Here is a 26,604-nt window from a genome sequence, read left to right as displayed (position 1 = left end):
ATAGTGAGTCAAGTTATTTATTAACTCTCTATTCATACAGTTATATTTCACATTATTGTTTCGCCAACGGCGTATACATGATTTTCTTCCCATTATTATAAATTAAAGCAGTCTTTGCTTTTAATTTCGTTTTTTCTATTTCCACATCTTCATTTGAGAAATTCACAATAATTTTAATATCATTTCCATATGAAGTAGATTGTACTAGCTTATCTTCTGACAAGTATGCAAAGTTTGTCATTTCTTCTTTTACTGCCTTTTTATGAACTTCATTCCAAACTTTCAGATGCTCTGTAATTTCTTTTTTATGCTGATTCCACTCTACTTCATCTAAATGGTACAAAGGAGGAACATTATACAATAACTCATATAGCATACGGTTTCCTGCCTCATCTTTTACTTTCAAACTTCCCCATTCCCAGTGGTGCGTTGTAATAACGGAATCGTTGTATACTAATTTATATAAAGGAACCGAATATACTGGACTTAAATATACTTGTTTATATTCTTCTTTCAACGGTACTTGTTTTGCATATTTTTCTGGAACATTTTGATTTGGTGAATAATATCCACCGACATAATACGGGCTTGTTTTGTTTTTCCGCATATCTTCATCGTCCCATTTAATAACTGGAGTTTCAATTCCATGAGCAAATGCAATCGTACTACTTGCAAAATCATTTCCGCCCTCAGAGCCAACTACCATACCTTTTTCTTGGGCGATATAATCCATTCGTTGTAATCTCGCTTTTAAATCTTGTTCTTGTGTCGTTACATGTTTTGATGAATAGTCATCATAAATTTCACCCGTTGCATCACAATCAATAAACCAGGAATTATATTTAGGGCCATTTTGTAATATATCGTTTATCCGTTCTTTTACACTAGGAAGTGATAATGTTGGATTTAGTTTTCGCCCTCTACCTAAAAACCCTTGCACCTTTTCTCCATTTCTCTTCGTTACAGTTGCCTCTTCATATAACGATGGATCATTAAAGGAAGCTGTGTTCCAATTTTTATCACCTTTCTCATGAATAGAATGATAAGAATCATACGGACCAACTAAATATCCCATTTTCTTAGCTTCTGTAACAAAATTAGGTTGCATAAATCCTTGTTCCCAGTTCGGTAGACCAATCCAAGCTTTGTCTATCCCTGCTTCTTTCATTTCTTTTGTTATATCCGTTCCATCTGCGTTTCCCCATTTACTTATATCTTCAACTGAATCACCAAGTACTGACTTTAATAAATGCTTATTTAAGCTATACAGTTCTGCTTTCGATAATTGATCTACACTTTTGTTTAATAACTCACTAGCCTCCTGATCAACTTTCGAGAAAATATCCTCTTTATATAAATCCTTCATTGATAATACTTCGTTTACATAACGCAAAATAACATTTTTTTGATACTTATCAATGAAGTCTTGTTTACTTACTTGCTCAAATACATTCAATTCCCCAGGCTCTGAACTATTTTTTTGAATAAGCTCTTTTATATGACTAAACACTGGGCTATTTATTTGCTCTCTTAACTTCGGCCAATTTACATTACTTGCTGATAAACCATTTTGATTCCAAAAATAAAAATGAGCCGCTCCATAAAGTTTTTCAATTTCTTTATTTCTTCTTGCCTTTTCTTGTAATGTTTTAAATTCACCTTTTTCCATAATGTTATCCTTATACAGCTTAGCAATACTTACTGCATCAGTATTTGTGACATATAATTGAAAACCATATGTTTTATTTTTATTTATACTCGGGAATTCATGTATAAAATCAAACCCTATTTTCGGATCTGAATGAAATTTCACTTCATTATTAAATATATTATTCGCAATATATACAATGGAATATTTCGAACCATTTAATGCAAAAAACTTCATAGAAAATGATTCAGCAAATGAATATGCATCATCCTTTAAAAACTTCTTCCAATTCTCATCATTACTTGGAATTTGTTTACCTTCCCATAACGGAAGTGTATAATTTTCAGCCTGTACTTTCGGCCATGTAAAGCTTTCTGCACCAATCGATTCTACTTCAATATTTAAGTGGTCTTTTTTCTTTTCTAAGTTTACTTTTACTTTTTGATCTGGATATTCCCACGACGTACGATCCTTATCTTTTTTTACATTCGACACCTTCATTTTCGGCAGAGCTTGCGATGCCTGTTCCTTTACACCATCATGTTCTACAGTTAACGTGAAAGTCTCTGGATTTACATCGTAAGTAAAATCTTTATACGTCGCTTTCTTTATTTTAGACTCTTGTACAGCATTATTACCTTTTACATCACACCCGACTAAAGTCGAAAATGACATAGTTGTAAGAAGACATATCGCTATCATTTTTTTCATCTCCTGCACCTCCATCCCTGAATATACAGGGGCTTTGTTACAGGAATATGGCAAAAAATAATAGAGCTAGCATAACGCTAACTCTATTATGAGTATAAAAAATTCTCAAATAACTATAATTTATTTTTTAATATGTAATACAGAGGGACTTTAATCCTTGTTTTTTATTCTCACAAATAATGTGATTAAACAAATTAAAGTTTCACTAGGCTTTCCTTACCTGAAAAAGTAAGTGTATATAATATATCCTAAAACTAGCACTAAAATTAATATCCCTGTACCTTTCCAATTCATGCCCCCTGTCATATCAACAGGGCTACCTGATTCCGCTCTATTGAGCCCATCATTCAAAGATCCGGTAGGGTTATTTTTTAGCTCGCTTTGTCTTATACGTTCTCTTTTTTCTTCTGATGACTCTTTTGAACTCATATAATCACCTCCAAAATTAATACGCTCTTTACGGAATTATACAATACTCATTTTCATTTTATATGCTGATTTAAAGTATATGTACAACAAAAAAAGCTAGCGATGCTAGCTCTTTTTATAATCCAATATGTTCTTCCTTATTTACAGTAATCCCTTTATGATCGATTTCAAGCTCACATACTTTCATAGCGGTAAATACTTTCGCTAATTGCTCAGCGATTTCTTGACGTTTCTCATACGGCGTTAATATAAAAATAGATGGTCCCGCACCGCTAAGTGCTGTGCCGTACGCACCGAATTCTTTTGCGCATTTACGAATAGATGGTAATAACGGTACGAGTTCTAAACGATATGGCTCGTGAAAATGATCTCTTTCCATCATTTCACCTACAACTTCCCACCGCTTTTGGCATAATGCTGCTACTAATACGTTGCTTATCGCACTAGCTTTAACTGCTTCATGAAACGGAAACATTTCTGGTAATACAGATCGACTTTCATCTGTATTTAGCTCTTCATTTGGAATAAGAGAAATTACGCCTAATTCCTTACTTTCAATCCTTACAACTGAAACATTCTTTCCATCAAGTGCTCCGATTACAGTTCCACCTAATATAGAAGCTGCAACATTATCTGGATGCCCTTCAAAATTTGTAGCAATTTGAACCTTTTGATCAGTCGTTAAGTTCAAATTAGCAAGTTGATTCGCAAGCTCTATTCCTGCTACAATCGCTGAGGCACTACTTCCTAGTCCTCTTGTTAGCGGAATATTACTAGTAACTTCTATTATATGGGGTGATAAAGAAGGACATACTTTACATGCCGTGCTAACGATTAAATTTTTATCATCTGTCGGAATTGAATCTTCAAAGGAATGTATTACTTGCCATTTATCAGCTGTTCCCTTTACAACAACCTCTAAATATAATGACAAAGCTATTCCTACTGAATCAAATCCAGGTCCAACATTTGCTGTACTAGCAGGAATACGAACGCTTAGTGGTATCACGACATGATCACCCCTTTAATATGATCTTTAATTTGTTCTATATCATTTGACACACTTGCAATGTCTAATTTATTAGAAGAAATAGCGATATCAGGATCTTTCAAACCATTTCCAGTTAATACCACAACTACTGTTTCTCCTTTTTTGATTTTTCCAGATTGAACATGTTTCATTACGCCAGCTAATGAAGCATTTGATCCTGGCTCAGCGAAAACTCCCTCCGTTTTTGCTAACAATCTATACGCATGTAATATTTCCTCATCTGATACCATATCTATCTCACCTCGAGACTGCTCAGCAGCCTCTACTGCATATGACCAACTCGCTGGGTTACCAATGCGTATTGCTGTTGCAATTGTTTCAGGTTCTTCAATTACATGTCCCTTTACAATTGCAGCTGCTCCTTCCGCTTCAAACCCGTGAATTCTTGGCTTTTTGTAGCCTTTTTCTTTCTCATATTCACAGAACCCTTTCCAGTATGCTGTAATATTCCCTGCATTCCCAACAGGAATAGCGAGAACATCTGGCGCTTTTTGCAACTGGTCACAAATTTCAAACGCTGCTGTTTTTTGCCCTTCAATTCGATAAGGGTTCACTGAGTTTACTAATGTAATTGGCTCTTCCGCAGCAATGTTTCTTACAGCCTTAAGTGCATCATCAAAATTTCCTTCTATTGAAATGATTTCAGCTCCATAAGCGACTGCTTGCGCTAATTTTCCATGCGCAATCTTTCCTTCCGGGATTACGATAATACATTTCATTCCGAGGCGTGCCGCATATGCTGCAGCCGCTGCCGATGTATTACCTGTTGATGCACAAATGATTGCCTCAGAACCTTCTTCTTTCGCTTTAGCAACCGCCATTACCATACCACGATCTTTAAAAGAACCTGTTGGATTCGCTCCTTCATACTTACCATATAAGTGAATCCCTAATTGTTTTGATATATTTAATAATGGAATTAGAGGTGTATTCCCTTCCATTAAACTGACATCAGGTGTGTTTTCATTCACTGGTAAATAAGCAGCATACTGTTTTAATAGTCCTTTATACATATTGTTTTTCCTCCTCAATAATGTAATAACTGTTTATTTCACTTGCGACAGCTTCTATTGCTTCTAAAACTTTTTCGAATTGATATTTTGAAGTTTGATGTGTCACAACAACGACTTCTGCAAGCTCACGATTCAAAGGTAATTGAATCACTTCTTTTAAACTTACAGAATAATTAACGAAACATTCTGTTACTTTTTGCAACATCCCTGGCTCATCTTGTAATGAAATACGTAAGAAGTATTTCGAAACAACTTCTTCATCTCCTTGTAATTCATACGGCACTGGTTCTTTTAACGCACTTTTATTTTTCGGAACTTGATTCATATTTTTAACGATCGAAATAATATCACTTACTACAGCAGAGCCAGTCGGTAACTTCCCAGCTCCAGGTCCGTAAAACATCACTTCCCCTACTGCTTGACCGTGAACATACACTGCATTAAATTCATTATTTACATTTGATAACGGATGACGGCTTGGTAAAAGAGTCGGTTCTACACTTAAATGAATAGCTGATCCTTGTTTCTTCGCTTTACCAATTAGTTTCATAGTAAATCCTAACTTTTCAGCCATTTGTAAATCTTCTTTTTCAACCTTTCGAATCCCTCTCACTTGCACATCATCTAATGAAACATTCATCGAAAACCCTAAATTCGCAAGGATCGCTACCTTTCTCGCCGCATCTAGTCCATCTACATCTGCTGTCGGATCTGATTCTGCGAATCCTAATTTTTGTGCTTCCTGTAAAGCCTCTTCATACGACCATCCATTTTGACTCATCTTTGTTAACATGTAATTTGTTGTTCCATTTACAATTCCCATTATTTTTTCAATTTGATCTGAAGCTAATCCGTCTGTTAATCCTCTTAACACTGGAATACCACCCGCTACACTTGCCTCATAACATAGATCACAATCATTTACGTTCGCTAATTGAAGAAGTTCCGCACCGTATACAGCCATTAAATCTTTATTTGCTGTTACGACATGCTTCTTATTTCGTAAAGCCTTCACAATATGCTGTTTTGCTTCTTCAATTCCGCCCATTACCTCTACTACAATATCAATATTTGAATCATTTAGAACTTCATCTGCATGACTTGTTACTGCAATTCCATCAATACAAACATCGCGTTCTTTTTCCAAATCACGTACAACGACTGTTTTTACTTTCACTTCGTATCCTGTATCAAGTGCGATTTTTTTATAATGTTCTTTCAAAATGTGGACAACACCACTTCCGACTGTACCTAATCCTAACACCCCAACATTAATAACGTTATGCATCTTCTAATCTCCTCCTACAATTTTATTTTTTATCTCTATCAATCACCTTGTTCTGCTTTTTAATCATGCAGGTGGTGGTTATTTCCGTACGTACGAATCGTTTCATGTTACAGCACCTCCTTTCAAAGTAATAAAGTGAAACTTTAATCAGTGGAGATTTTGTCCATTCCTCACTGATTATTAGTTGAACCAATCGGGCTTTTACGGACAGTTGATCTCCCATCTAACTCCCTCGCATCTTCCAAATTTTGAGATGGGAGTCTTACTGACCGTTAATGCGGGATAAAAAAACACACTCATCCCTAGGAAAGGGACGAATGTGTTTTCGTGGTTCCACCCTTGTTCCAATCTAGACGTATCTCCTCCTAGATTGCTCAAGTTCAGATAACGGCTGATACCGTCAATAATTACTAGATTACTCGTTCACTATTGAAGTTCAAAGGTGGTAAAATCATTTCTCGTGTTAGGAAGCTCACACCCTTGGCTTCCCTCTCTGTAAACCGTAAAAATGATTTCGTGTCCTTATCGTTACTTTTTGGTTCATGTTTATTTGTTAACTCATTATACTCGCATAAAAAACAAAATTAATACCATTTTTTAATTATCCCAAATTTTCAATCTCTAAGGCCGTAAAAAAACACACTCATCCCTAGGAAAGGGACGAATGTGTTTTCGTGGTTCCACCCTTGTTCCAATCTAGACGTATCTCCTCCTAGATTGCTCAAGTTCAGATAACGGCTGATACCGTCAATAATTACTAGATTACTCGTTCACTATTGAAGTTCAAAGGTGGTAAAATCATTTCTCGTGTTAGGAAGCTCACACCCTTGACTTCCCTCTCTGTAAACCGTAAAAATGATTTCGTGTCCTTGTCATTACTTTTTCGTTCATGTCTATTTGTTAACTTATTATAGTTATCAAATTTTTAAAAAGCAAGCCTATTTTTATTAACTATTTTCAAGATCATTTTTTATTATATTTCACAATAATATTTTATACCGGCCAATCTATTTACCTATTTCGTAATTTCCCAACTTGTAAATTAATGTTTCACATAAAAGTATTCCATTCTAAGACGAGTAGATCTCTTCCTTTTAAAACTATACTAATAAAGGATTTTTAATACAATCTTTTCGTATAACTTTCTTCTAAAGAACGTGCAACATCTTCTTCTGAAGTATTCATTTTCGCATGCTCCAACAACATTTTTGCTGCTGAAGGTAACCCTTTTTTATTTAACCAAGATTCTGGATCCCACATCTTAGAACGAATAAAAGCTTTTGCACAATGAATGTAGCATTCTTCTATTTCAACAACAATTCCAAGTAACGGATTACGTCCATTCGCCTGCATCTCTTTCAAAATTTCTTCATCGTTTGTAATATATGCTTTACCGTTTATTCGGAGTGTTTCCCCAAGACCAGGAATAAGAAAGATTAACCCTACGTGCGAATTTGAAATAATATTTAAAATGGAGTCTATACGACGATTGCCCGGCCTTTCCGGAATGATAATTTTATTTTTATTCAATACATATACAAATCCAGGTGCATCCCCTCTTGGCGAAGCATCACACTCTCCTAATTTATTTGCAGTAGATAATACTAGAAAAGGAGATTTAGACAGAAAATCTACACAATGATGATCAAGTGATGAAATAACTTTTTTCAAAGCTCGCTCACTTGGTTGCCCCAATATTTGTCGTAATTCTTCCTCTGTTGAAATAATCGATTTTATTTCCTTACTTTCTATCCCCATTTACAACCACCCCTTTTTTCTTTATTTTCCCAAAATTCAATACAAATATTTTATAATAAAATTTGCAGAAAGGGGAATTAAAATGACAGAGTGGTTAACGATATTTGATTCTGAAAAAAATACACTTGGAAAGAAATTACGTGATGAAGTGCATCGTGACGGTGATTGGCACGAAACATTCCATTGCTGGTTTATAGAAAAAGATGATGAAGATATGTTCTTATATTTCCAATTACGCTCTAAAAATAAAAAAGAAGCTCCGGGTATATGGGATATTACTTCAGCTGGACATATTATGCATGATGAAGATGTACAAATTGGCGGCCTTCGTGAAATTGAAGAAGAATTGGGGCTTTCCTTTCAAAGGACTGATTTAGCATACAAAGGAATCTATAAAATAGATTATGAAATTTCAGATCTTACTGATCGTGAGTTTTGTCATATGTATTTTCACAACGTAATAAAGCCTCTTCCATTTGCACCAGGTGATGAAGTAGACGATGTGATGAAAGTACATGCAACTGCTTTTCTACAACTATTAAAAAGAGAGATTTCATCTTTTTCGGCTATTTCTGTTTTAAACAATAAACCAATTACAATAACATTTGAAGATATTTATCCGTATGATCTTACATACTATGAATTTGTTGTTGAAAAAGGAAAAGAATTACTAAAAAATAATGATTAATAAATAGAATAGGACTCCCTACCCATATTGGCCGGGAGTCCTATTTTTCATTATTGCTCAAGTGTCTTCAAACTTTTCTCTACTCGTATGAATAAGCGAATGATTAGTACTAACATAAAGATCATTATCGCTAACGTTGTATGGGGATATCTAAACAGTATACTAATAACACTTCCTATCAACATCATAATGAACCCATTTTGTTTCATCACTTCTGCACTATACCTGTTACCTGCATCCCATAACTTCTTATTTTTCATAGACCGTTTCGTCCGATAACCATACGCTGCGTTAATATCTGTCGGTGGATTCTTTTGAAGAATACGTGCAGCAAATATAAATATAATACCGATCAACATGCTTATTCCTATGTTTACTAGTGCATACATCAATTATATCCACCCCCTAATTTACACCTTCATTATACTATACAATTATCAATATTCCAATTATTAACATTTTCATTTTCTCTCTTTAGATGTCTGGAACATACTTGGAAGTGTTACAAAGCGTGCTCCTTTCGTTTTCAACTGTGGAATGATTTTGTCTAGCGCATCTACAGATCCTTGCAAATGTCCACCTGGAGTTGAATGCTGAAGTATGACACTACCTGGAAATGAATTCCCTAACACATTATTTGTAATTGTATCAGCACTTACCCCTTTCCAATCAACTGTATCGACACTCCACTGTACAATCATAAAATTTTGCTCTGTTGCCCACTTCAATTGATTTTCAAGTATTTCACCGTACGGCGGACGTATAAACTTCGGTGCATAACCAGCTAACCGATTTAATATTTCTTCCGTTTTTATAATTTGATTATGGTACTCAGCCTCATTTACTTTCGCTAAATTTGGATGACTATACGTATGATTACCAATTACATGCCCTTCATTTGCAATACGCTTTACTACATTCGGAAACTTTTCTGCATTTTCACCGAGCAAGAAAAAAGTAGCTTTCACATTATGTTGTTTTAACTTATCTAAAATTTTTGGCGTAAATACTAAATCTGGTCCATCATCAAATGTAAGAGCTACTTCCGCTTTATTGTATGGTCCTGAAAATGCATACGCATATTTTTCGACCCATGAAAATGGTGTCCATGATCCACGATCTTCTTCTTTCATTTGGGCTTCATAATTTTGAGGAACATGTAATGCGTATGGTAGCGCATTTACATAGTCTCCATAATAAAATGAATGATATGGCATATAAGCGTACGAAATATTACGTTCTAGCCCTAAAGGAAATGGAACGAACATTTCTGGTGAATAAAAATAATACATGATAAAAACCTCCCTAAAATTTCATATGTGATTCATCTGTACTTTGTTAGAGAAATTCTGATTCCTGAACAAAAATAAGACTGTCCGTAATTAGGACAGTCTTACTGATTTATATACTTAATAAATTACTTTACTATCTTTCGGTAATTTTCTTACATGCTTTAAATAACTCGTCACTTTGTTATCATCATCTTGCGGATATTGATATTCATAAGTGTTAGCAATTTCGTTCGCAACTTTCCTAAATAAATTACCCATTATGAAAAATGAATCCCAAATATTTTCATACTCTGCATTTGAAAATGTCCTTTTAAACTGCTCCCAGACATCTTTTTCAACATATTGTTCGAAATACTTCCCAAACTTCCCAGCATTAGCTGTAAACTTTGTTTTCATACCAATATGCCACTCTAGCATTACAACTAACATATCTCGCATTGGGCCTTCAAGCATTCCTTTCGCATAAGTAAGCTCCTCGCGCCATAACCCTTTTCCTACATTTGTACTGCACCACCAAAATTCATTACAGCAATCTAAAAACTCTTTTTCCCTAGGCTTTTTTACTAAGTAATCTTTATCGCTTGCTGGTCGGAATTCTTCCAGACAATTATCTTTATCAAGAAGCAGTTTACTTAAACTATCTTTTCCAACGAACTTTTTTATTAACTCAACTGGAACTAGTGTTAAATCAATCCGATTCCCATCCATGAACTGCATTAAATACGGAAACTTCCCGTCTTCATCTGCTGGAAGTAACGACATTTCTTCCGGCATTTGGACAATCATTATTTCTCCAAATCTATGAATCCAATTATAATTAGACGTAAACGACTGCATATCTTTTACAACATACATAATATCATAGTCTTGAAAACAATCTCTTTTCACATTTGGATTTACACGTGATCCATTCATGATGACTGCTCGGATTCTTTCATCCTCTTTTGCTGTATTTATAATTAAGTCTAACATTTCTTTTTCAGTTCTCATCTACTTATAGCCTCCAATTTTTTAATATATAATATAGTGTTATGTATACTGGAGGTCCACGAGCTAATCTCGTTATACACGATACATGTTATAATTTTTGAAACTTCTTTTTCATCCCTTTTTCCTCCTTACATCACTCTTTTACAACTGCCATCACAAACCCATCGTATCCCTTACTTCCTACAGTTTGAAGCGCTGTAGCACTAACACGTGGCTCAGCAGCTATTAATTCATAGAAACGGCGTATTCCTTGTACACGAGGATCGCTACTAGTATTGTCAATAACTTCTCCTTCACGTACTACGTTATCACCAATAATTACAGTACCCGGTCGTGATAGTTTTAGTGCCCATTCAAAATAAGCAGGGTTATTTTGTTTATCAGCATCTATGAAAATAAAATCAAAAGGTTCATACTGCTCATTTTTTATTTGTTGTAAAGAATCTAACGCTAATCCTGTTCGTATTTCAATTTTATCATTCAAATTAGCACGTTCAATATTGCTACGTGCAATTTCTGCATGTTTTTCATTTGCTTCCAATGTAACAACTTGTCCTCCAGATGGTAAGCCCCTTGCAATCCATATCGTGCTATATCCGCCTAGAGTACCAATTTCCAAAATGTTTCGAGCTCCTTGAATTTGTACTAATAGTTGCAAAAACTTCCCTTGCGTTGGCGATACATCATGTGCCGGTAAATTAGCTGCAGCGTTTGCTTGAAGGACCCTTTCTAATGTAGAATCTTTCGGTATTAATACATCACTCATATATTGATCAACAGCCGACCATTTCTCAATCGTACTCATGTATATACCATCCCCTTAAAGTTTTTTTATGCTTTTCTACCATTCACACTTGATTATACCGAAAATTCCGTTTTATACACAAAAAATAAAGAAGGAACACCCACTCCATTACAGAATAGATGTCCCTTCTTTGTTAATACATGTAGCCCTTACGGATTAGTAGACCAAAGTCCTGCTGATTTAATAAATGTACGTTTATTTAATTTCAGCTGTGCTACGATAAACTCTGCAATATCTTCTGCTTGCATTACTTTATCAGGATTTCCATCAGTTAACCCTAAATCTACAGCCATATCAGTTGCTACTGTACTTGGAGTTAAAGCCGTTACACGAATGTTATGTTTACGAACTTCCATCGCTAACGATTCTGTTAAGCCAAGAACACCAAATTTAGAAGCACTATATGCACTTGTTACAGGCGCGCCCTTTTGTCCTGCTGTAGATGAAATATTAATAATATCACCAGATTGTTGTTCAATCATGCTTGGTAAAGCGGCACGAGTTGCATAGTATACACCCATTAAGTTTACTTGAATGATTTTTTCCCAATCAGCAACGTCTAATTCTAAAAACTTACCAAATTTAGAAATACCAGCGTTATTAATTAAAATATCGATAGACCCTAAACCGTTTTTTAACGTTTCAATTGCAGTCGTTACCTCTTCATACGAAGATACATCAGCAGTCGCAATAACAGCTTTTACGCCTTCTGCTTCCACTTCTTTCGCTACAGCTTTTAAGTTTTCTTCTGAACGAGCTAAAAGACCTACATTTACGCCTTCTTTCGCTAATGCGATCGCTACAGCACGACCAATACCTCTACCTGCTCCTGTAATTAAAGCATTTTTACCTTGTAATAATTCTGCCAAGTATAACACTCCTTAATCTTCTCTGTTGTTTATCATATTAAAAGTGTATCTATGTTTATGTAAAAAGGCAATGATGCACTTTCATGTGCGTAGGTTACTTGTAGGTAACTATAGTAGCTATATATGCCTTTTTAAAGAAAAATAGTGTTAGAAATCTTTCCACCTAACACTACTTTTCTTCATATTTAGGAATACACACAATAAATTCTGTACCATTTCCTTCCTCACTCTCGACTTTTATTTCTCCTTCATGAAGATCAAGTACTTTTTTTACAATAGCTAAACCTAAGCCACTTCCTCCATAGGCACGATTTCGTGAAGAATCCGCTTTATAAAAACGCTCAAAAATATGTTGTTTCTGCTCTTCAGATATACCAATCCCCGTATCATGAATGCGTACCTCTACGAATTCCTCGTCTTCTTTTAACTGAATTGTAATCGTACCACCACTTGGAGTAAATTTAATACTATTATGAATTAAATTAACCCAAACTTGACTCATACTTTCTTGGTCAGCAGTAATATGCACTTTCTCTAAATTAAGTTCTAACTCAATTTCTTTTTCAGCCCAGAGCGGTTCACTATTTAATACAATTTGCTTTAACTGTTGATCTAATCGATACGTCACTCTTTCTGGTGTATACTCTTCCGATTCTAACAGAGTTAGTTTCAGTAAATTTTGACTTAACTTAGATAATCTCGTCGTTTCCGTTTCAATAATGGTAAGATAATGCTTTCTTTTCTCCTCGGAAAGATTATCGTCTTGTAGCGCCCTAGCAAATCCTTTTATAGAAGTTAATGGTGACTGTATTTCATGTGAAACATTCGATACAAATTCCTGGCGCATTTTTTCCATCGCATTCAGTTCGTCTGTCATATCATTTATACTTTTTACGAGCACACCAATTTCTCCATCATACTTTTCTTCATTTCGTATTTTTACGGAGAAGTCTCCTTTTGCAATTTTTTGTATCGGTTCAATAATAGCCCAAATCATTGCCTCTCGCTTCGGTCTCATTAATACTCCAATCAATACCCAAATAAGAACGATAAATACAAAACCGACCATATCACTAATTAAAAATGTAACAAACGGCGATACGTTTATTTCAAGAGCATTTATAATACTTGATGATACATAAAATGCGATAGACCAAATTATTGTTAGAAAAGAAAAGAGTGCTAATACCGCTCCAATTACTTTCAATATCTTCAACTTACTCATTTGTTTTCTTTTTCTCATTTACTTACCTCTAAGCGATACCCTAAACCTCTTATCGTTTTAATACTAAATTTCGACTTCTCTTCTTGGAACTTCTCACGTAACCGATTAATATGAACATCTAATGTACGTTCATTCCCTTCAAAATCATATCCCCATACATCTTCAATTAATTGCTCTCTCGAACAAGTTCTTCCCGCCTTAGATCCTAATGTAAAAAGTAACTCGAATTCTTTTAGCGGTAACGTAACCGTTTGTTCCCCCAGTGTCACTTCAAACGTTTTACGGTTTAACAGTACATTTCCAACTTGAATCGATTGCGATACTGTAATTTGGTAACGTTTCAGTAACGCCTTTACTCTCACTACTAATTCTATAGGATCAAATGGTTTTACGAGATAATCATCTGTTCCAAGGTGAAAACCTTTTACTTTTTGAGATGTTTCCCCTTTGGCAGTTAGCATAAGAATCGGGATATCATAGTATTTTCTTAATTCAAAACATACATCATATCCATCCATATTCGGCATCATAATATCAAGAATAACCATATCGACTTTTACTTCGTCTATTTTCTGAAGAGCATCTAGTCCATCAATTGCCTCATATGTTTGAAAGCCTTCCCGCTCTAAAAAAACAGAAACGAGTTCTCTAATATGTGGATCGTCGTCTACTATTAAAATTTTAGGTATCAAAGGAACCATTTCCTTTCTACTAAGCATCTTTTATATTTTTTAAAAATGAATCATCAGTGGAGTACAATCTCCACTGATGATTCATTTTATAATGCGCCCTCTTTAATTTTCAATTGTTGCGTTGCAAACTCACGATACATGTCATGTGTACGTAATAATTCATCGTGCGTACCGCTTCCTGTAAGGTTCCCTTTTTCAATAAAGATAATTTTATCTGCATCTACAACCGTAGAAAGCCTATGTGCAATAACCAAAGTTGTTCTGCCTTTCATTAAGTTATTTAATGCCTTTTGGACGACAGACTCGGATTTACTATCTAGACTTGAAGTTGCTTCATCTAACATAAGAATTTGCGGATTTCGAAGTAATGCTCGGGCAATCGCAATTCGCTGTCTTTGTCCTCCAGAAAGCTTCACACCGCGTTCTCCGACTTCTGTTGCATATCCATTTGGTAAATCATGAATAAATGCATCAACATATGCCATAGCTGCTACTTTTTCAATTTCTGCATCCGTCACTTCGCCCTCAACACCGTAACAAATATTATCACGAATCGTTCCATCGATTAACGGACTATCTTGTGATACATAACCAATTTGACGTCGCCATGACTGCAATGAATAGCTCGTAATTGATTCTTTTCCTAATTTAATAGCACCACCAGTTGGCTCATAAAAACGTTCTAATAATGAAAATAAAGTTGTTTTTCCGCTACCACTTGGACCTACAATCGCTGTTACTTTTCCAGATTCAATTGTGAAATCAATATTGTTCAATACTTTCTCATCTTCGTTATACTCAAAATGTACATTTTCAAGAACTATCGACTGCTTAGCATTCGAAACCTTCACACCAGTTTCATGATCTTCTACTTCATATTCTAAAATCGCATTAATTCTTTCCGTTGCACCAATTGCCTTTTGGAATTGTGTAAAGAACATAGATAACTGGCTCATTGGCATAATAATTTGAACTAAATATAAAATAAATGCTACAAGTTCACCTGTTGTTAATGCACCACTAGAAACTCGCATTCCACCATAGCCTACGATAATAACAAGCAGTGCCATTAAAACAAACGACATAACTGGTGAAATTAATGCTTGTACTTTTCCTTCTTTTAAACCAAATTGCAATAACTTTTGTATCCCTGTATTACCTGTCTCATATTCTCTTTTTTCTGTATTTGAAGATTTCACTAAACGAATTTCTGATAACACCTGTGTTAACACACTTGTAAAAGATGCTGTTTCATCTTGAAGCGCTTTTGAAATCTTATACATTTTTCGTCCAAGAGGAACTAAAATTAATACAGACAACGGAATAACCGTTAAGAGTAAAGCTGTCATTTTCAAATCTAAAACAAATAATACAATTAATGATCCAACAATTGAAATACCGCCTGTTAATAAATTTGACAAGTGCTCAGAAATTAATGTTTTCACAACACCTGTATCATTTGTCATACGGCTAATCGTATCGCCTGTTCTATTTTGATCATAATAAGATACTGGTAAAACAAGCACCTTTTTCCACAAACGTTCTCTCAGTCCAGCTACAATCTTCTGCCCAATATAATTTAGTAAATAAATAGACAATCCTGCAGCAATGGTTTGCATGACAAAGAAGGCAACTAACCCAACAATTTGTCCTGTACTAATTGACGAAAGCGAAAAATTATCTACTAATCCTTTTGTTAACATCGGAATAAATAAACTCGCTCCTGTAGAAAGCAAACTCATTAACAATGCAAAAACAAGAATCCCTTTCGGAGGATTTGTATCTCGAATAAGGCGTAAAAACTGCCTCCAACTTCCTTTTTTCTTCATTTCATTTCTAACTTCCATTCCTGTTCATCTCCTCGTGTTAAGCCAAACTGCTCTTTCTAAAACTAGAATACAGTACAAATGTAAACTGAATGTAAACACACTTTTTCTAGTTTTACAAAATATACATAAAAACTCATCTTTACAACAGATATAAACATCTGATATTATTACCTGGTACTTAATATTATTGTATGTGAATTATAGATAACTAATTTAAAATACTATATAAATCTCCAGTTATTGAAAGGAGTATCCTTTTTGCAAACAAATATACATTCTGAAAAGGAAACAATCATTTTTATTCACGGCTTAGTTGGCAATCGTCGCGCCTTCAAAAAAGAGCATAAACGATTTTCTGCCTCCTACAACATTATAACTTATGACTTATTAGGTCACGGCGACGATAAAGGAGAAGCTATTGAATTTTCATTACAGCGCCTCGTAGATCAATTATTGAAATTATATGAAAAAGAAGGTATTACAGAGGCTCATATTTGCGCTTTAAGCTATGGCTGTTATATCTCCACTATTTTTGCACAAATGCACCCGGAAAAGGTATTAAGCATTTGTCATATTGGTGGACATTATAATAATCCATCCCTTTTATATAACGTATTTCAAAAATTTTGGGAGAAGCGAGGAGACGAATACTCTAAATGGCTCTCTCAATACGCAAATACTATTTTTCCAAGCGGCATATTAAAAGCGAATCCGTTCGCAGTCATTTCAAGAAATATTTACTACCGTTTCGGATTACAATTACATTCATCCATAATTGCCCAATCATTACGACACCGGTTAGAATTCGATTTAAAATCTAAATTAAAATCACTTCCCCACCCTATATTATGGGTAATGGGTGAACAAGATCATCTCTATAAATCTTGCCTATTTGATTTAAAATCTATTTTGCCAAACGTTCTATATAAGGAAATACCTTTAGCAGGACATGCTGCAAACTTATTTCGTCCTAACTATTTTCATGACTTATATGATCGATTTTTAAATGGAAAGTTAAAATAAAAACTACTAAACTTCCAATTTATTCAACTATAAAAAGGCTTCCCAAGTTTCCTTGGAAAGCCTTTTCTCTATACGAAAAGTATAAAATACTTTTTCTTAGTATGCTTTTGTGTAACCTAAAATGTGCTTGCTCCAGTAAGAGTTGCTTACAGAACTAATACGTACACCAGTTGCATCAGTTTCTGCACTAATGAACTGACCGTTTCCTAAGTAAACACCCATGTGAGAAGGACCTGATTTATAAGTATTTTGGAAGTATACTAAATCACCTGGTTGTGGATTACTAGTTTTTGTTTTAGAGCTCCAGTATCCAGCAACTGTTTGACGAGCGCCTTTATGACCAGTTTGATTTAATACGTAGTGAATGAATCCACTGCAGTCAAAACCAGCAGGTGTTGTACCAGCAGTTCTGTATGGTGAACCATTTAAAGATCTAGCGAATCCAGCGATTGAAGACGTATCTCCACCTGTAGGTGCTGTTGGTTTTTGTACTTGGTTAGAACCTTGGTTAGAACCTTGGTTACCACCAGTCACTCCACCTTTTACAAACTTAACATAGTCTGCACTTACGTAACCTGTGCGGCCATTATGGTTAATCTTGTACCAACCATTTTCTGCGCCAGTAACGTTTAATACTTTACCGTTTGTTACCCCACCAATTACAGCATTGTATGTAGCTGGGCCTGTACGTACTTTTAAAGCACCAGTGTTAACAACATAAGAACCACCAGTTTGAACTGTAGTAGTATTGTTGTTGTTTGTAGTTGGTTTTTGTGTTTCGTTAGATACAGCAGAACCACCTTTTGTTACGAAGTCTTTGCTTACGTATCCAGTTCCACCGTTGAAGTTGATTTTAAACCAATCTTGTACTTCACCTACAACTTGTACTGTTTTCCCTTTATTTACAGAACCTAATACTGTATGAGAAGTACTTGGGCCTGTACGTACGTTAAGTGAAGAAACGTTTACTGTGTAAGTACCTGTTCCTTGTTGAACAGTTGTTCCTTTGTTACCACCAGTTGTTACGAAGTCACCACTTACATAACCTGTTTGGCCGTTTACACTTACTTTGAACCAACCGTTTTCTTGTCCAATTACTTGTAGTACTTGACCTTGTTTTACTTTAGAAATAACGTTATGTCCTGTACCAGCACCTGAACGAACATTTAATACATCAGCAGTTACTGTGTATTTTAATTCAGAAGTTGTTTCTACTTTTTTTGTTTCAGTTACAGTCGTTTGAGTTTGTGTTTGAGTTTGTCCATTAATTTCTTTTAGCGCTTCGTTCGAAACTTGTGCATGAGCAGAATCCATACCTGGAACTGCAACACCTGCTACTGAAGCTGCTGCTAAACCTGCAATTACTTTTTTCATAAGTTGTCTTTACTTCCTTTCCCTACTATCCTCTTAAAAAAACATATAAACTTAATACTTTACAATATTATCAAAGTAAAATATTCATCAAGTTCCATTTTTTAACAAGAGTTTTATTTTTCACACGTAGTTCATTTTAAATGCATGAAGTGAATTCCGTGTGAACTTCATGTGAACTTTATCATTAAACATAGTAATTTTGCAACGATTTCCTTCAAATTTCTTATGTATTGCATGAAAATTCGACATTCCATTCATTATCTCAATATAGAATACTTATTTTCTATCCAATAAAAAAATTTATTAACGAATACAAAACAAACTATGTGTTTTCTTGATAAAATGAATTACATGAAGCGTACTCTTATCATGGCAAAAATTACTTAATTAATCAATAGTATAATATTTTCAGAAAACTAATTCCCTATACGATTTATGTTTTTTAAATAATTTGACGAATTGTAAGATTTGGTTCTCAAAACCTCATTCTATGTTAAAGAAATTACACACTCCATTGACTATTTTTTACTAACTATGGAATTTTCGAAATATTTCCGTTATTATTTATATAGCCATATAATATGAAACTCTTATCAACAAAGAGATGTACAATGGGAATTTAAGGACTGCCGACTTCCACCATTCCAAATTGTATTCTTACTAATAATGAACAAGGAGGTGCATTTGTGAAAAACATAATAGACGATCACATAAACAAAAATATAGAACTATACTACGCCTCTATTCAGTTCGTTTCATTTATAACATTACAAAAAATATCAACTATTGAAACACGTAAAAAAGAATTGAAAAATCAGATGAAAAATAGCCAACAAAAAAATCCTTACTACTTATAAAGTGAAACTTTATAAGTAGTAAGGATTTTTTGCATCTCCCACTAATTATTATCCTTCATCAATCGGGCGTTTGCGCGCCGTTAATGCGGGATAATAAAAGGTGAACAGGTCGTATCCCTGTTCACCTTTTATTATTTCTACCTTATTTATAAATTTTCACACGATTTTCTAATGGTTGGAACTCTTTTTCGCCAGCAAGTACTACTGGTTTACCAAATGGCATTTGCGCAGTTAGTTTCCAGTTTTCTGGAACATCCCATTCTTTTCTTACTTCTTCATCAATTAACGGATTATAATGTTGCAATGTAGCACCAAATCCTTCAATTTCTAAAGCTGTCCAAATTGCAAATTGTAACATCCCTGAGGATTGCTGTGACCAAGTTGGAAAGTTCTCTTTATATAGTGCAAATTTTTCTTGAAGCCCTTCCACTACTTCACTGTCTTCAAAGTATAAAACCGTTCCATAACCACTTTTAAATGCATTCATTTTTTCTTCTGTAGGTGCAAAGTTATTTTCAGGTACAATTTTCCGTAACGTTTCTTTCGTAAGATCCCATAATTTATCATGTTGTTCTCCTAATAAAACAACAACACGAGCACTTTGAGAATTAAAAGCTGAAGGTGTATGTTTTACAGCATGATAAATCACTTCTTGAATTTTCTCATCAGAAACTACTTGCTCTTTACTAATTGCATAAATAGATCTTCTGTCTTCAATTGCTGAGTAAAAATCTTTTGCCATCATAATTCCCTCCAATTTTCAATTGAGGCTATTTCATATGTATACATCATACAACGCCCCTTCAAACTTATTATTAATAAGTTTATAACTTTATACTATCAACAAACATTGATAAACTCAAATAATAACTCTCACATTTTTTACCTTTTTACTTCCCGTGTTTTAAATAAAAAAGCAGTTTATCGTTACTAAAAATAAGTAACAATAAACTGCCTTCCTCATGTAATGTTCTAACTTAGCATTTTACTTAATTAACTAATCCAAATGTATATGACATTAACTTATTCGTCTCTGTAAAACGTTTTGTTTTACTTGAAGTCCCCATGACTACTGTAATAATTCGAGTATCTCCTTGTTTTGCAGTACCTGTAAAACAGTACCCTGCACTATCTGTAAATCCTGTTTTTAATCCGTCTATTCCTTCTATATATAAACTTTTATTATTTTTGTTTAGCATGTCATTTGTACTGATAACATTAATATTATTAAATGCTAACTGACTTTGACGTAAGTGAGTCACTTCTAATATCTCCGGATAATCTTTTATAAGATGATACGCCAGTTTTGCTACATCGGCAGCTGTCATCTTAGTCTCACTTCCATCAGGCTCTTGTAGCCCTGATGCATTTGCGAATTTAGCATGTTCCGACATTTCTAACTGTTTCGCTTTTGCATTCATAAGTTGAACGAAATCTTTCTCCGTCTTTGCCATATGTTCTGCTAACGCCACCGCCGAATTATTTGCTGATTCAATCATTAATGCATGGTACAAGTCTTTCACAGTCAATGTGTCATTCACTTGGACTGGGATTCTCGCACCCTCTGTTTGCGCTGCTTTCTCACTCATTTTCACCGGATCTTCCCAGCGAACTTTCCCATTATGTACACTCTCTAATAAAAGGTACGCTGTCATCATCTTAGACATACTAGCTGGCGCAAAAGCTTCATTTTCGTTATGTTGATAAATAACATCTCCATTACTCGCATCGATAATCATAGCTGCTTTTGCATCAACTTTTGGTGGGATGTACTTTGACGGAACTACTTTTTCAGTTAACCCAGTTTTAGGTAGCTCTGCCACTTGTAAAGGTGGTCCCTCTACATTTGTTGTACTCTTTTGAGTTCCTTGGAATAAGAACCAACATATCCCTAAAATAATGACTAATAGGATTGTTACTCTTCCCCATTTCAACCGATTCATTTCAAAACTCCTTTAGCAAACCTTTTATACACTCACAGTCAACCATAACAACAATTCCTGCATATCGTCAAGGTAAAAAGTATATTTATTCATATACAACAATTATTATTTCAATCTATTTATGTTACACTATGAATACTGAAATATAAGAATATTCAATGATAAATCCATAAACAAACTATTTAATAGAAAGGATTCATACAAATGATACTTCCAAAACCATTAAAATACGGTGATACTATTGGGATTTATTCGCCCTCTTCACCAGCAACCTACACTTCCCCAAAAAGGTTTGAACGAGCAAAATCTTACTTAAAACAGAAAGGGTTTCATATATTGGAAGGTTCACTTACAAATCAATATGATTATTATCGTTCTGGCAGCATACAAGAGCGTGCTGATGAACTAAATGATTTGATAAGAAATCCAAATATTTCTTGTATCATGTCAACAATTGGTGGGATGAATTCCAATTCATTATTACCTTATATCGATTATGATGCTTTTCATAATAACCCTAAAATAATGATTGGCTATTCAGACGTAACAGCTTTATTACTAGGAATTTATGCAAAAACAGGAACTCCTACATTTTACGGTCCTGCACTCGTTCCTTCTTTTGGAGAATTTGAGCCTTTTGTAGATGACACATACAAATATTTTTCAGAAACATTACTAAACGATCAACCTCTTCCTTACAATATAAAGCAACCGTTATTTTGGTCAGATGAATTTATTAATTGGGAAGAAAAAGTGAAAGAAAAAGAACTTAGACCAAATAATTGGATTTCTATAACGAATGGACAAGCTACTGGGCGTATGATTGGCGGGAACTTAAATACAATACAAGGAATTTGGGGCAGTCCTTATATGCCATCTATTCAAGAAGGTGATATTCTATTTATTGAAGATAGCTCAAAAGATGCAGCTACTATTGAAAGAAGCTTTTCCTTACTTAAACTTAACGGAGTATTTGATAAAGTTTCTGGTATCATTCTTGGAAAACATGAGCAATTTGATGATTGCGGTACGAATCGAAAACCTTACGAAATACTATTAGAAGTACTACAAAATCAAAGAATCCCTTTTCTAGCTGACTTTGATTGTTGTCATACGCATCCAATGATCACTATGCCCATAGGTATTCCAATTAAGCTGGATGCGACCAATAAAACGATACATATTTTAGAAAAATGGACGGTCTAAGCACACTTATATTATAGGAAGAAAATATAATGAACTTACCGTTAGAAAACAATGAAAAGCTCCGTTTATGAAAAACGGAGCTTTTCATTATTGACCTAAATTTTGTATCTTATCTTTCAAATCTCGCACTTGATCCATCGTCTGCATAAGCTCAGAGTTTTTAAATTGCTCTACATCAATTTTCCCTTCCTCTACCTTCTTCATAGACGTATCAATTAATGTATTTAACTTTTCATTATATCCGACGATTTGTTGGTGAAGATCCTTCGCAACATCTGGTGGTGTTAATTCATTAAAAGCTGGTATATCTTGTTTAATTTCATTTAGCTTCGCTTCCAATTCTTTTCGGGCTTCTTTATCATTAACAGCCTTTTCCGCTAACGCCGGAGCTTCATTTGCAAATGCGCTTATTTCATTCACATAGTCTGTTGCCTTTTGAGCATAATCTAATGAGTTCTTTCCTTCCTCTACTATCGAACAACCTATTAAACCAATTGAAACTATCAATACTAATAAAATTGATTTTATTTTCATTTTAGACTCCCTTCGTCTTTATAATTGTCTGTAAGCTTCCCTTCATAACTTCTAGCTTAATTGCTTATAACCTTTTTTCAAATAGCAATTTACCCACTTACATGCCCTATTATTGTTACAACATCAATTTCTATATGTACGCTAATAATATCTTCAATTATATCCATATATCCTTGTCCTATAGCTGTTCCATAGTGTAATGACAGCCCCTTCTTTTCATAAACTGACTTTGGCACTGTAAAAATAAATCTCCTCAAGTTTCTTTCATCAGCTGGTTCCATAATTAAAACAATCCCATCCTCATCAAACATATACACTCGCCCTCCAACTTTACATTCACTATGGCTCAGTATTGCCTTGGTCAACTAAATTTAAAACCTAAAAATACGATACACGCTGCTCTATAATTAAAATAAGAAGCATTCATTCTTTTTTTAAAGAATGAATGCTTCTTCAAAACGTTGTTTTAAAGGTCCTTCCCCCCTGTAGATGGGGGATATCACTCCCCCTCAATACACAACTCTTGCCTATCATTTTCGGACAATATAGAGCATATCTGTTTCAGATAACCCAAATTTCTTAGCGCTTTTCATTCCTTGTTTTTCAGCTACGTTATACAGTTCCACCTTAAATCCTGCATTCATTAATCGTTGAATAAATCCTGATTGATTATAAATTCTTACATGATCTTCATGACCAAAAGCTAATTTTCTTAATTTCGGTGTTACAATTAATTCATTCTCTATAATAGAATCTACATTCATTACGATTGGCACTTGAATAATTCCCCATCCATTTGGCTTTAATATTCTATATAACTCTCGCATCGCTTTTTCATCATCGAAAACGCGTTCTAATACATGGTTACATAAAATCACATCAAATGTGTTATTTTCATATACAATTCTTGTAACATCTATTTCTTTCATTAACGGATCCTTCGGTTCAATATCTCCACATACATATGTAATGTTTTTATACTGACTAAACCATCCTCTTACCCTTGCTTCTGGTGCAATATGAAGTACAGTATCATTTCCACTTAATAAATCAGTTTCCATTTCAATATAAACACGATATAACCGTTCACGATCCATCGAATCACATACCGGACAAATCCCTGTATCTTTATTCCACATCTCGAATTTATATTTTGGAAAATCGTAATGTGCTGGCCAAGGGGAAAATTTTGCAAATTGTTGATTGCAATATTGACAATAACATACTTCTTTCTCAAATATACGAGTAACTACCTTATTTAGTGCCTTCTCTATCTTTCCATTATCAATTTCATTTAATTGCCCACCTCTTACTGCATCTTTCATTATGAACACCGCATTTTCCAAACAATAAGTCAAGCACTCTTTATAATCTTGCTCATCATTTAAAAATCCACTATTATATGCATCTATTACTAATTCAATCCATTCCTCAATTGTCATGAATATAAACTGCTTTTGCTTTCGTCCACTATACTGTCTAAAATAACTAAGAGGTTCCTGTATATAAACGACTCTACCTTTCTTCATCATATCGAGCCATGTTGCAATGTCATGAATAGCAGAATAAGCTTTCCCCTTAAAACAACCAAACTCCCCTCCAAAAAACTTCCGATTAAACAGAACTGTTGTAGGTTCACCAACTACATTTTTCAAGTTTTTTAACATATAATTCCCTAATTCTTTCCCTTCAAAAAGTGTAGTTTCTTTGGCAATTTTCATATTCAATGTTGATGGTGGTAAAACCTCTCCATTCTCATCAATTAGTTCCCGATATGATGTCACAAACGAAATGTTTTCTATTCTAAAAAAACAATTCATCATTCTTTTAATCTTTTCAGGATGAAACAAGTCATCATCTAATAAAAAGTTTATATACTCTCCAGTTGCAAGTTCTATACATTTATTAAAGTTCTCAGCTTCTAATGGGGTTTCACTTTTAACATATGTAATGCATTCATATTCACGTAAATATGGTTGGATCATCGCGTGAACTTCAACGTTCGTACTGTCGTCAGAAATTATTATTTCAATATTTTCATATGTTTGATTCAAAGCACTTTTGAGAGCTAATTCCAAATAATGAGGTTTATTGTAGGCAGGAATAAGTATGCTAACTTTCGGTAAATGAGAGTTATAATTCATATATTGTTTTTTCTTTTCTATATTAATTTTCTTTAGCTTAATTTGTTGATAAAAATCTAATGTATATAATAGTGATGATGGAACTATTCTTCTTGCATAGTCTAGAAAATTAGTTATTGCTTTGTCTAACTCTGTTTCATTAGCTAAAAAACCATATTTTTCTCCAACTATAATACTATGTGAAAAATCTTCTAATCCATCCATAAGTTTATTAGATTCATTTAACTGTTGACCTGGATGTAATCGGAAGTAACTAAGTGTCTCCGCTATATATACTGCTTTTCCTTTACTTAATAAGGATAACCATGAGGCGATATCTACGTTGCATAGATACCTCCTTTTATCAAACATACCATACGGTTCTTTCAAATCATTTTTACGAAATAATACCGTTGTAGGTTCTCCTATATAATTCTTTTGATTTACAATTACCCTATTTGCTAATTCCACCCCATCTACTATTGTGTCATTTTCAAATAGACGTACTGTTGAATAAATATGTCTTAATTCGTTCTCTTCATCATCAATTACTTGACGATGGGATGTTACGAGCTTAATTTCATGATTTAAATCATTGACATAATATTTCATCATTTTTTCAATTTTATTAACATGAAATATATCATCATCCATTAAAAAGTTAATATACTCGCCGTTCGCCTCATTACATAACATAAGTGCATTTTCAAATTGCCCTAGAGTTGAGCTATTTTTTATATAATTAATATTTGAATACTTACACAAATATTTTTGTAATACCTTTTCTGTTTCGTCATTCGTACTATCATCTCCAATAATAATTTCTATGTTAGGATATGTTTGTTCTAACACACTACATAATGCTTTTTCAAAGTAGTGAGGACGATTATAAGTAGGAATTAATACACTCACCAATGGCATTCGATCTATCGCCTCTTTACTTTTTTCAAAAGGACCTCTCATCTTATTCCTCCACCTTTTCGCATATTATTTATATACGCGACACAAAATCACATGACTAAAACCGTATGGAACCTTTATACTTTTATGCAAGCTCGTAACAAAATATCCTACTTTTCACTCCTATATATACACATTCAATAATACAGACATTTGATTTACAGCTTTCCATTCATAATGATTACCATCCTAAAACAGTATTGAGCCAAATAAATCTATACGTTGAAATGAATATATATTTCTTAACAAAAAACAGCTACACCATAAGGTGCAGCTATTTTTACGATAAGTACTTA

The 26,604-nt window shown here is 34.1% G+C and carries 24 protein-coding genes and 2 other annotated features; of the genes, 4 read left to right on the top strand and 20 right to left on the bottom strand.

Annotation, left to right across the window (positions count from 1 at the left end; translation table 11 throughout):
• Nucleotides 1-52 precede the first annotated feature (52 nt).
• From DPQ31_RS09630 to DPQ31_RS09605, 6 genes are all read right to left on the bottom strand, one after another.
• Nucleotides 53-2,359 carry a glycoside hydrolase gene (locus tag DPQ31_RS09630; protein ID WP_208731829.1) on the bottom strand — a complete coding sequence of 769 codons (2,307 nt, stop codon included), beginning with the start codon at nt 2,357-2,359 and terminating at the stop codon, nt 53-55.
• Between the two features lie 216 nt (nt 2,360-2,575).
• Nucleotides 2,576-2,788 (bottom strand): DUF6366 family protein, encoded by a 213-nt coding sequence (locus DPQ31_RS09625; protein ID WP_000095428.1) that lies wholly within the window; start codon nt 2,786-2,788, stop codon nt 2,576-2,578.
• A 115-nt stretch (nt 2,789-2,903) separates the two neighbouring features.
• Nucleotides 2,904-3,797, bottom strand: coding sequence for a homoserine kinase (gene thrB, locus DPQ31_RS09620; protein ID WP_000612680.1), 894 nt, complete (start codon nt 3,795-3,797; stop codon nt 2,904-2,906).
• A complete protein-coding gene (thrC, locus tag DPQ31_RS09615) occupies nt 3,794-4,852 on the bottom strand; it encodes a threonine synthase (protein ID WP_070173038.1) in 1,059 nt (352 codons plus the stop codon). Before thrC ends, thrB begins: the two co-directional genes overlap by 4 nt.
• The gene (locus DPQ31_RS09610; RefSeq protein WP_208731828.1) at nt 4,845-6,140 is read right to left on the bottom strand and encodes a homoserine dehydrogenase; all 1,296 of its coding nucleotides are present in this window, start codon (nt 6,138-6,140) and stop codon (nt 4,845-4,847) included. The genes thrC and DPQ31_RS09610 overlap by 8 nt, the downstream gene beginning before the upstream one ends.
• Before the next feature lie 306 nt (nt 6,141-6,446).
• Nucleotides 6,447-6,678: a binding site (T-box leader), on the bottom strand.
• Nucleotides 6,679-6,793: 115 nt separating this feature from the next.
• Nucleotides 6,794-7,025, bottom strand: a binding site (T-box leader).
• A 234-nt stretch (nt 7,026-7,259) separates the two neighbouring features.
• Nucleotides 7,260-7,898 (bottom strand): pyridoxamine 5'-phosphate oxidase family protein, encoded by a 639-nt coding sequence (locus tag DPQ31_RS09605; RefSeq protein WP_098711831.1) that lies wholly within the window; start codon nt 7,896-7,898, stop codon nt 7,260-7,262.
• Between the two features lie 82 nt (nt 7,899-7,980).
• Here DPQ31_RS09605 and DPQ31_RS09600 point away from each other — a divergent pair, with 82 nt between their 5' ends.
• Complete coding sequence (locus DPQ31_RS09600; RefSeq protein WP_097959146.1) at nt 7,981-8,586, top strand: NUDIX hydrolase; 606 nt, start codon at nt 7,981-7,983, stop codon at nt 8,584-8,586.
• 50 nt (nt 8,587-8,636) lie between these two features.
• On the opposite strand, the gene DPQ31_RS09595 is transcribed toward DPQ31_RS09600, so the two are convergent.
• From DPQ31_RS09595 to DPQ31_RS09560, 8 genes are all read right to left on the bottom strand, one after another.
• Entirely contained in the window at nt 8,637-8,975 is a 339-nt protein-coding gene (locus DPQ31_RS09595) for an SdpI family protein (RefSeq protein ID WP_141556005.1), read from the bottom strand.
• Between the two features lie 72 nt (nt 8,976-9,047).
• On the bottom strand, nt 9,048-9,878 hold the full coding sequence (locus DPQ31_RS09590; protein WP_000291210.1) for a peptidoglycan-N-acetylglucosamine deacetylase: 831 nt from the start codon (nt 9,876-9,878) through the stop codon (nt 9,048-9,050).
• Between the two features lie 117 nt (nt 9,879-9,995).
• Complete coding sequence (locus tag DPQ31_RS09585) at nt 9,996-10,868, bottom strand: aminoglycoside 6-adenylyltransferase (protein WP_208731827.1); 873 nt, start codon at nt 10,866-10,868, stop codon at nt 9,996-9,998.
• A 133-nt stretch (nt 10,869-11,001) separates the two neighbouring features.
• On the bottom strand, nt 11,002-11,673 hold the full coding sequence (locus tag DPQ31_RS09580) for an O-methyltransferase (protein WP_000103829.1): 672 nt from the start codon (nt 11,671-11,673) through the stop codon (nt 11,002-11,004).
• A gap of 149 nt (nt 11,674-11,822) precedes the next feature.
• Nucleotides 11,823-12,542, bottom strand: a complete 720-nt coding sequence (locus DPQ31_RS09575) for a 3-ketoacyl-ACP reductase (RefSeq protein WP_000818985.1) — start codon at nt 12,540-12,542, stop codon at nt 11,823-11,825.
• Nucleotides 12,543-12,711: 169 nt separating this feature from the next.
• Nucleotides 12,712-13,785: an envelope stress sensor histidine kinase HitS gene (gene hitS, locus DPQ31_RS09570; RefSeq protein WP_208731826.1), complete on the bottom strand. Its 1,074-nt coding sequence runs from the start codon at nt 13,783-13,785 to the stop codon at nt 12,712-12,714.
• A complete protein-coding gene (hitR, locus tag DPQ31_RS09565; RefSeq protein ID WP_000612407.1) occupies nt 13,782-14,459 on the bottom strand; it encodes an envelope stress response regulator transcription factor HitR in 678 nt (225 codons plus the stop codon). The genes hitS and hitR overlap by 4 nt, the downstream gene beginning before the upstream one ends.
• A gap of 86 nt (nt 14,460-14,545) precedes the next feature.
• Nucleotides 14,546-16,306 carry an ABC transporter ATP-binding protein gene (locus DPQ31_RS09560; protein WP_208731825.1) on the bottom strand — a complete coding sequence of 587 codons (1,761 nt, stop codon included), beginning with the start codon at nt 16,304-16,306 and terminating at the stop codon, nt 14,546-14,548.
• 240 nt (nt 16,307-16,546) lie between these two features.
• Here DPQ31_RS09560 and DPQ31_RS09555 point away from each other — a divergent pair, with 240 nt between their 5' ends.
• Nucleotides 16,547-17,311, top strand: coding sequence for an alpha/beta fold hydrolase (locus DPQ31_RS09555; protein ID WP_001194291.1), 765 nt, complete (start codon nt 16,547-16,549; stop codon nt 17,309-17,311).
• 96 nt (nt 17,312-17,407) lie between these two features.
• Here the strand turns inward: DPQ31_RS09555 and entFM are convergent, their stop codons facing one another.
• Nucleotides 17,408-18,685 carry an enterotoxin EntFM gene (gene entFM, locus DPQ31_RS09550; RefSeq protein WP_000755505.1) on the bottom strand — a complete coding sequence of 426 codons (1,278 nt, stop codon included), beginning with the start codon at nt 18,683-18,685 and terminating at the stop codon, nt 17,408-17,410.
• Nucleotides 18,686-19,371: 686 nt separating this feature from the next.
• On the opposite strand from entFM, the gene DPQ31_RS09545 reads away from it, so the two are divergent.
• Nucleotides 19,372-19,542, top strand: coding sequence for a hypothetical protein (locus DPQ31_RS09545; protein WP_000789338.1), 171 nt, complete (start codon nt 19,372-19,374; stop codon nt 19,540-19,542).
• Nucleotides 19,543-19,684: 142 nt separating this feature from the next.
• On the opposite strand, the gene DPQ31_RS09540 is transcribed toward DPQ31_RS09545, so the two are convergent.
• Complete coding sequence (locus DPQ31_RS09540; protein WP_173780911.1) at nt 19,685-20,287, bottom strand: nitroreductase family protein; 603 nt, start codon at nt 20,285-20,287, stop codon at nt 19,685-19,687.
• A 244-nt stretch (nt 20,288-20,531) separates the two neighbouring features.
• On the bottom strand, nt 20,532-21,485 hold the full coding sequence (locus DPQ31_RS09535) for a D-alanyl-D-alanine carboxypeptidase family protein (protein WP_001080885.1): 954 nt from the start codon (nt 21,483-21,485) through the stop codon (nt 20,532-20,534).
• A 204-nt stretch (nt 21,486-21,689) separates the two neighbouring features.
• Here DPQ31_RS09535 and DPQ31_RS09530 point away from each other — a divergent pair, with 204 nt between their 5' ends.
• Nucleotides 21,690-22,691 (top strand): S66 family peptidase, encoded by a 1,002-nt coding sequence (locus DPQ31_RS09530; RefSeq protein WP_199631552.1) that lies wholly within the window; start codon nt 21,690-21,692, stop codon nt 22,689-22,691.
• Between the two features lie 87 nt (nt 22,692-22,778).
• Here DPQ31_RS09530 and DPQ31_RS09525 read toward each other — a convergent pair whose 3' ends face one another.
• The 3 genes from DPQ31_RS09525 to DPQ31_RS09515 all read right to left on the bottom strand — a co-directional run bounded on the left by DPQ31_RS09525 (nt 22,779) and on the right by DPQ31_RS09515 (nt 26,311).
• On the bottom strand, nt 22,779-23,225 hold the full coding sequence (locus DPQ31_RS09525) for a DUF6376 family protein (protein ID WP_000695210.1): 447 nt from the start codon (nt 23,223-23,225) through the stop codon (nt 22,779-22,781).
• A gap of 89 nt (nt 23,226-23,314) precedes the next feature.
• Nucleotides 23,315-23,536 (bottom strand): hypothetical protein, encoded by a 222-nt coding sequence (locus DPQ31_RS09520; protein WP_000459109.1) that lies wholly within the window; start codon nt 23,534-23,536, stop codon nt 23,315-23,317.
• A 219-nt stretch (nt 23,537-23,755) separates the two neighbouring features.
• On the bottom strand, nt 23,756-26,311 hold the full coding sequence (locus tag DPQ31_RS09515) for a glycosyltransferase (RefSeq protein ID WP_208731824.1): 2,556 nt from the start codon (nt 26,309-26,311) through the stop codon (nt 23,756-23,758).
• Nucleotides 26,312-26,604 lie beyond the last annotated feature (293 nt).

This window comes from Bacillus sp. COPE52 (genome assembly GCF_003355115.1).
GTDB classification, from domain to species: Bacteria; Bacillota; Bacilli; order Bacillales; family Bacillaceae_G; genus Bacillus_A; species Bacillus_A toyonensis.
This window is presented reverse-complemented; position numbering and strand designations above follow the sequence as displayed.

Bases quoted from the DNA above. Each gene is read 5' to 3' on its own strand.
- DPQ31_RS09585 (WP_208731827.1), bottom strand. From the start codon at position 10,868: ATGAGAACTGAAAAAGAAATGTTAGACTTAATTATAAATACAGCAAAA.
- DPQ31_RS09530 (WP_199631552.1), top strand. From the start codon at position 21,690: ATGATACTTCCAAAACCATTAAAATACGGTGATACTATTGGGATTTAT.
- thrC (WP_070173038.1), bottom strand. From the start codon at position 4,852: ATGTATAAAGGACTATTAAAACAGTATGCTGCTTATTTACCAGTGAAT.
- DPQ31_RS09595 (WP_141556005.1), bottom strand. From the start codon at position 8,975: ATGTATGCACTAGTAAACATAGGAATAAGCATGTTGATCGGTATTATA.
- hitS (WP_208731826.1), bottom strand. From the start codon at position 13,785: ATGAGAAAAAGAAAACAAATGAGTAAGTTGAAGATATTGAAAGTAATT.
- DPQ31_RS09605 (WP_098711831.1), bottom strand. From the start codon at position 7,898: ATGGGGATAGAAAGTAAGGAAATAAAATCGATTATTTCAACAGAGGAA.
- DPQ31_RS09610 (WP_208731828.1), bottom strand. From the start codon at position 6,140: ATGCATAACGTTATTAATGTTGGGGTGTTAGGATTAGGTACAGTCGGA.
- DPQ31_RS09580 (WP_000103829.1), bottom strand. From the start codon at position 11,673: ATGAGTACGATTGAGAAATGGTCGGCTGTTGATCAATATATGAGTGAT.
- DPQ31_RS09590 (WP_000291210.1), bottom strand. From the start codon at position 9,878: ATGTATTATTTTTATTCACCAGAAATGTTCGTTCCATTTCCTTTAGGG.
- DPQ31_RS09630 (WP_208731829.1), bottom strand. From the start codon at position 2,359: ATGAAAAAAATGATAGCGATATGTCTTCTTACAACTATGTCATTTTCG.
- entFM (WP_000755505.1), bottom strand. From the start codon at position 18,685: ATGAAAAAAGTAATTGCAGGTTTAGCAGCAGCTTCAGTAGCAGGTGTT.
- DPQ31_RS09600 (WP_097959146.1), top strand. From the start codon at position 7,981: ATGACAGAGTGGTTAACGATATTTGATTCTGAAAAAAATACACTTGGA.
- DPQ31_RS09525 (WP_000695210.1), bottom strand. From the start codon at position 23,225: ATGAAAATAAAATCAATTTTATTAGTATTGATAGTTTCAATTGGTTTA.
- DPQ31_RS09560 (WP_208731825.1), bottom strand. From the start codon at position 16,306: ATGGAAGTTAGAAATGAAATGAAGAAAAAAGGAAGTTGGAGGCAGTTT.
- DPQ31_RS09520 (WP_000459109.1), bottom strand. From the start codon at position 23,536: ATGTTTGATGAGGATGGGATTGTTTTAATTATGGAACCAGCTGATGAA.
- DPQ31_RS09540 (WP_173780911.1), bottom strand. From the start codon at position 20,287: ATGATGGCAAAAGATTTTTACTCAGCAATTGAAGACAGAAGATCTATT.
- DPQ31_RS09625 (WP_000095428.1), bottom strand. From the start codon at position 2,788: ATGAGTTCAAAAGAGTCATCAGAAGAAAAAAGAGAACGTATAAGACAA.
- DPQ31_RS09515 (WP_208731824.1), bottom strand. From the start codon at position 26,311: ATGAGAGGTCCTTTTGAAAAAAGTAAAGAGGCGATAGATCGAATGCCA.
- DPQ31_RS09535 (WP_001080885.1), bottom strand. From the start codon at position 21,485: ATGAATCGGTTGAAATGGGGAAGAGTAACAATCCTATTAGTCATTATT.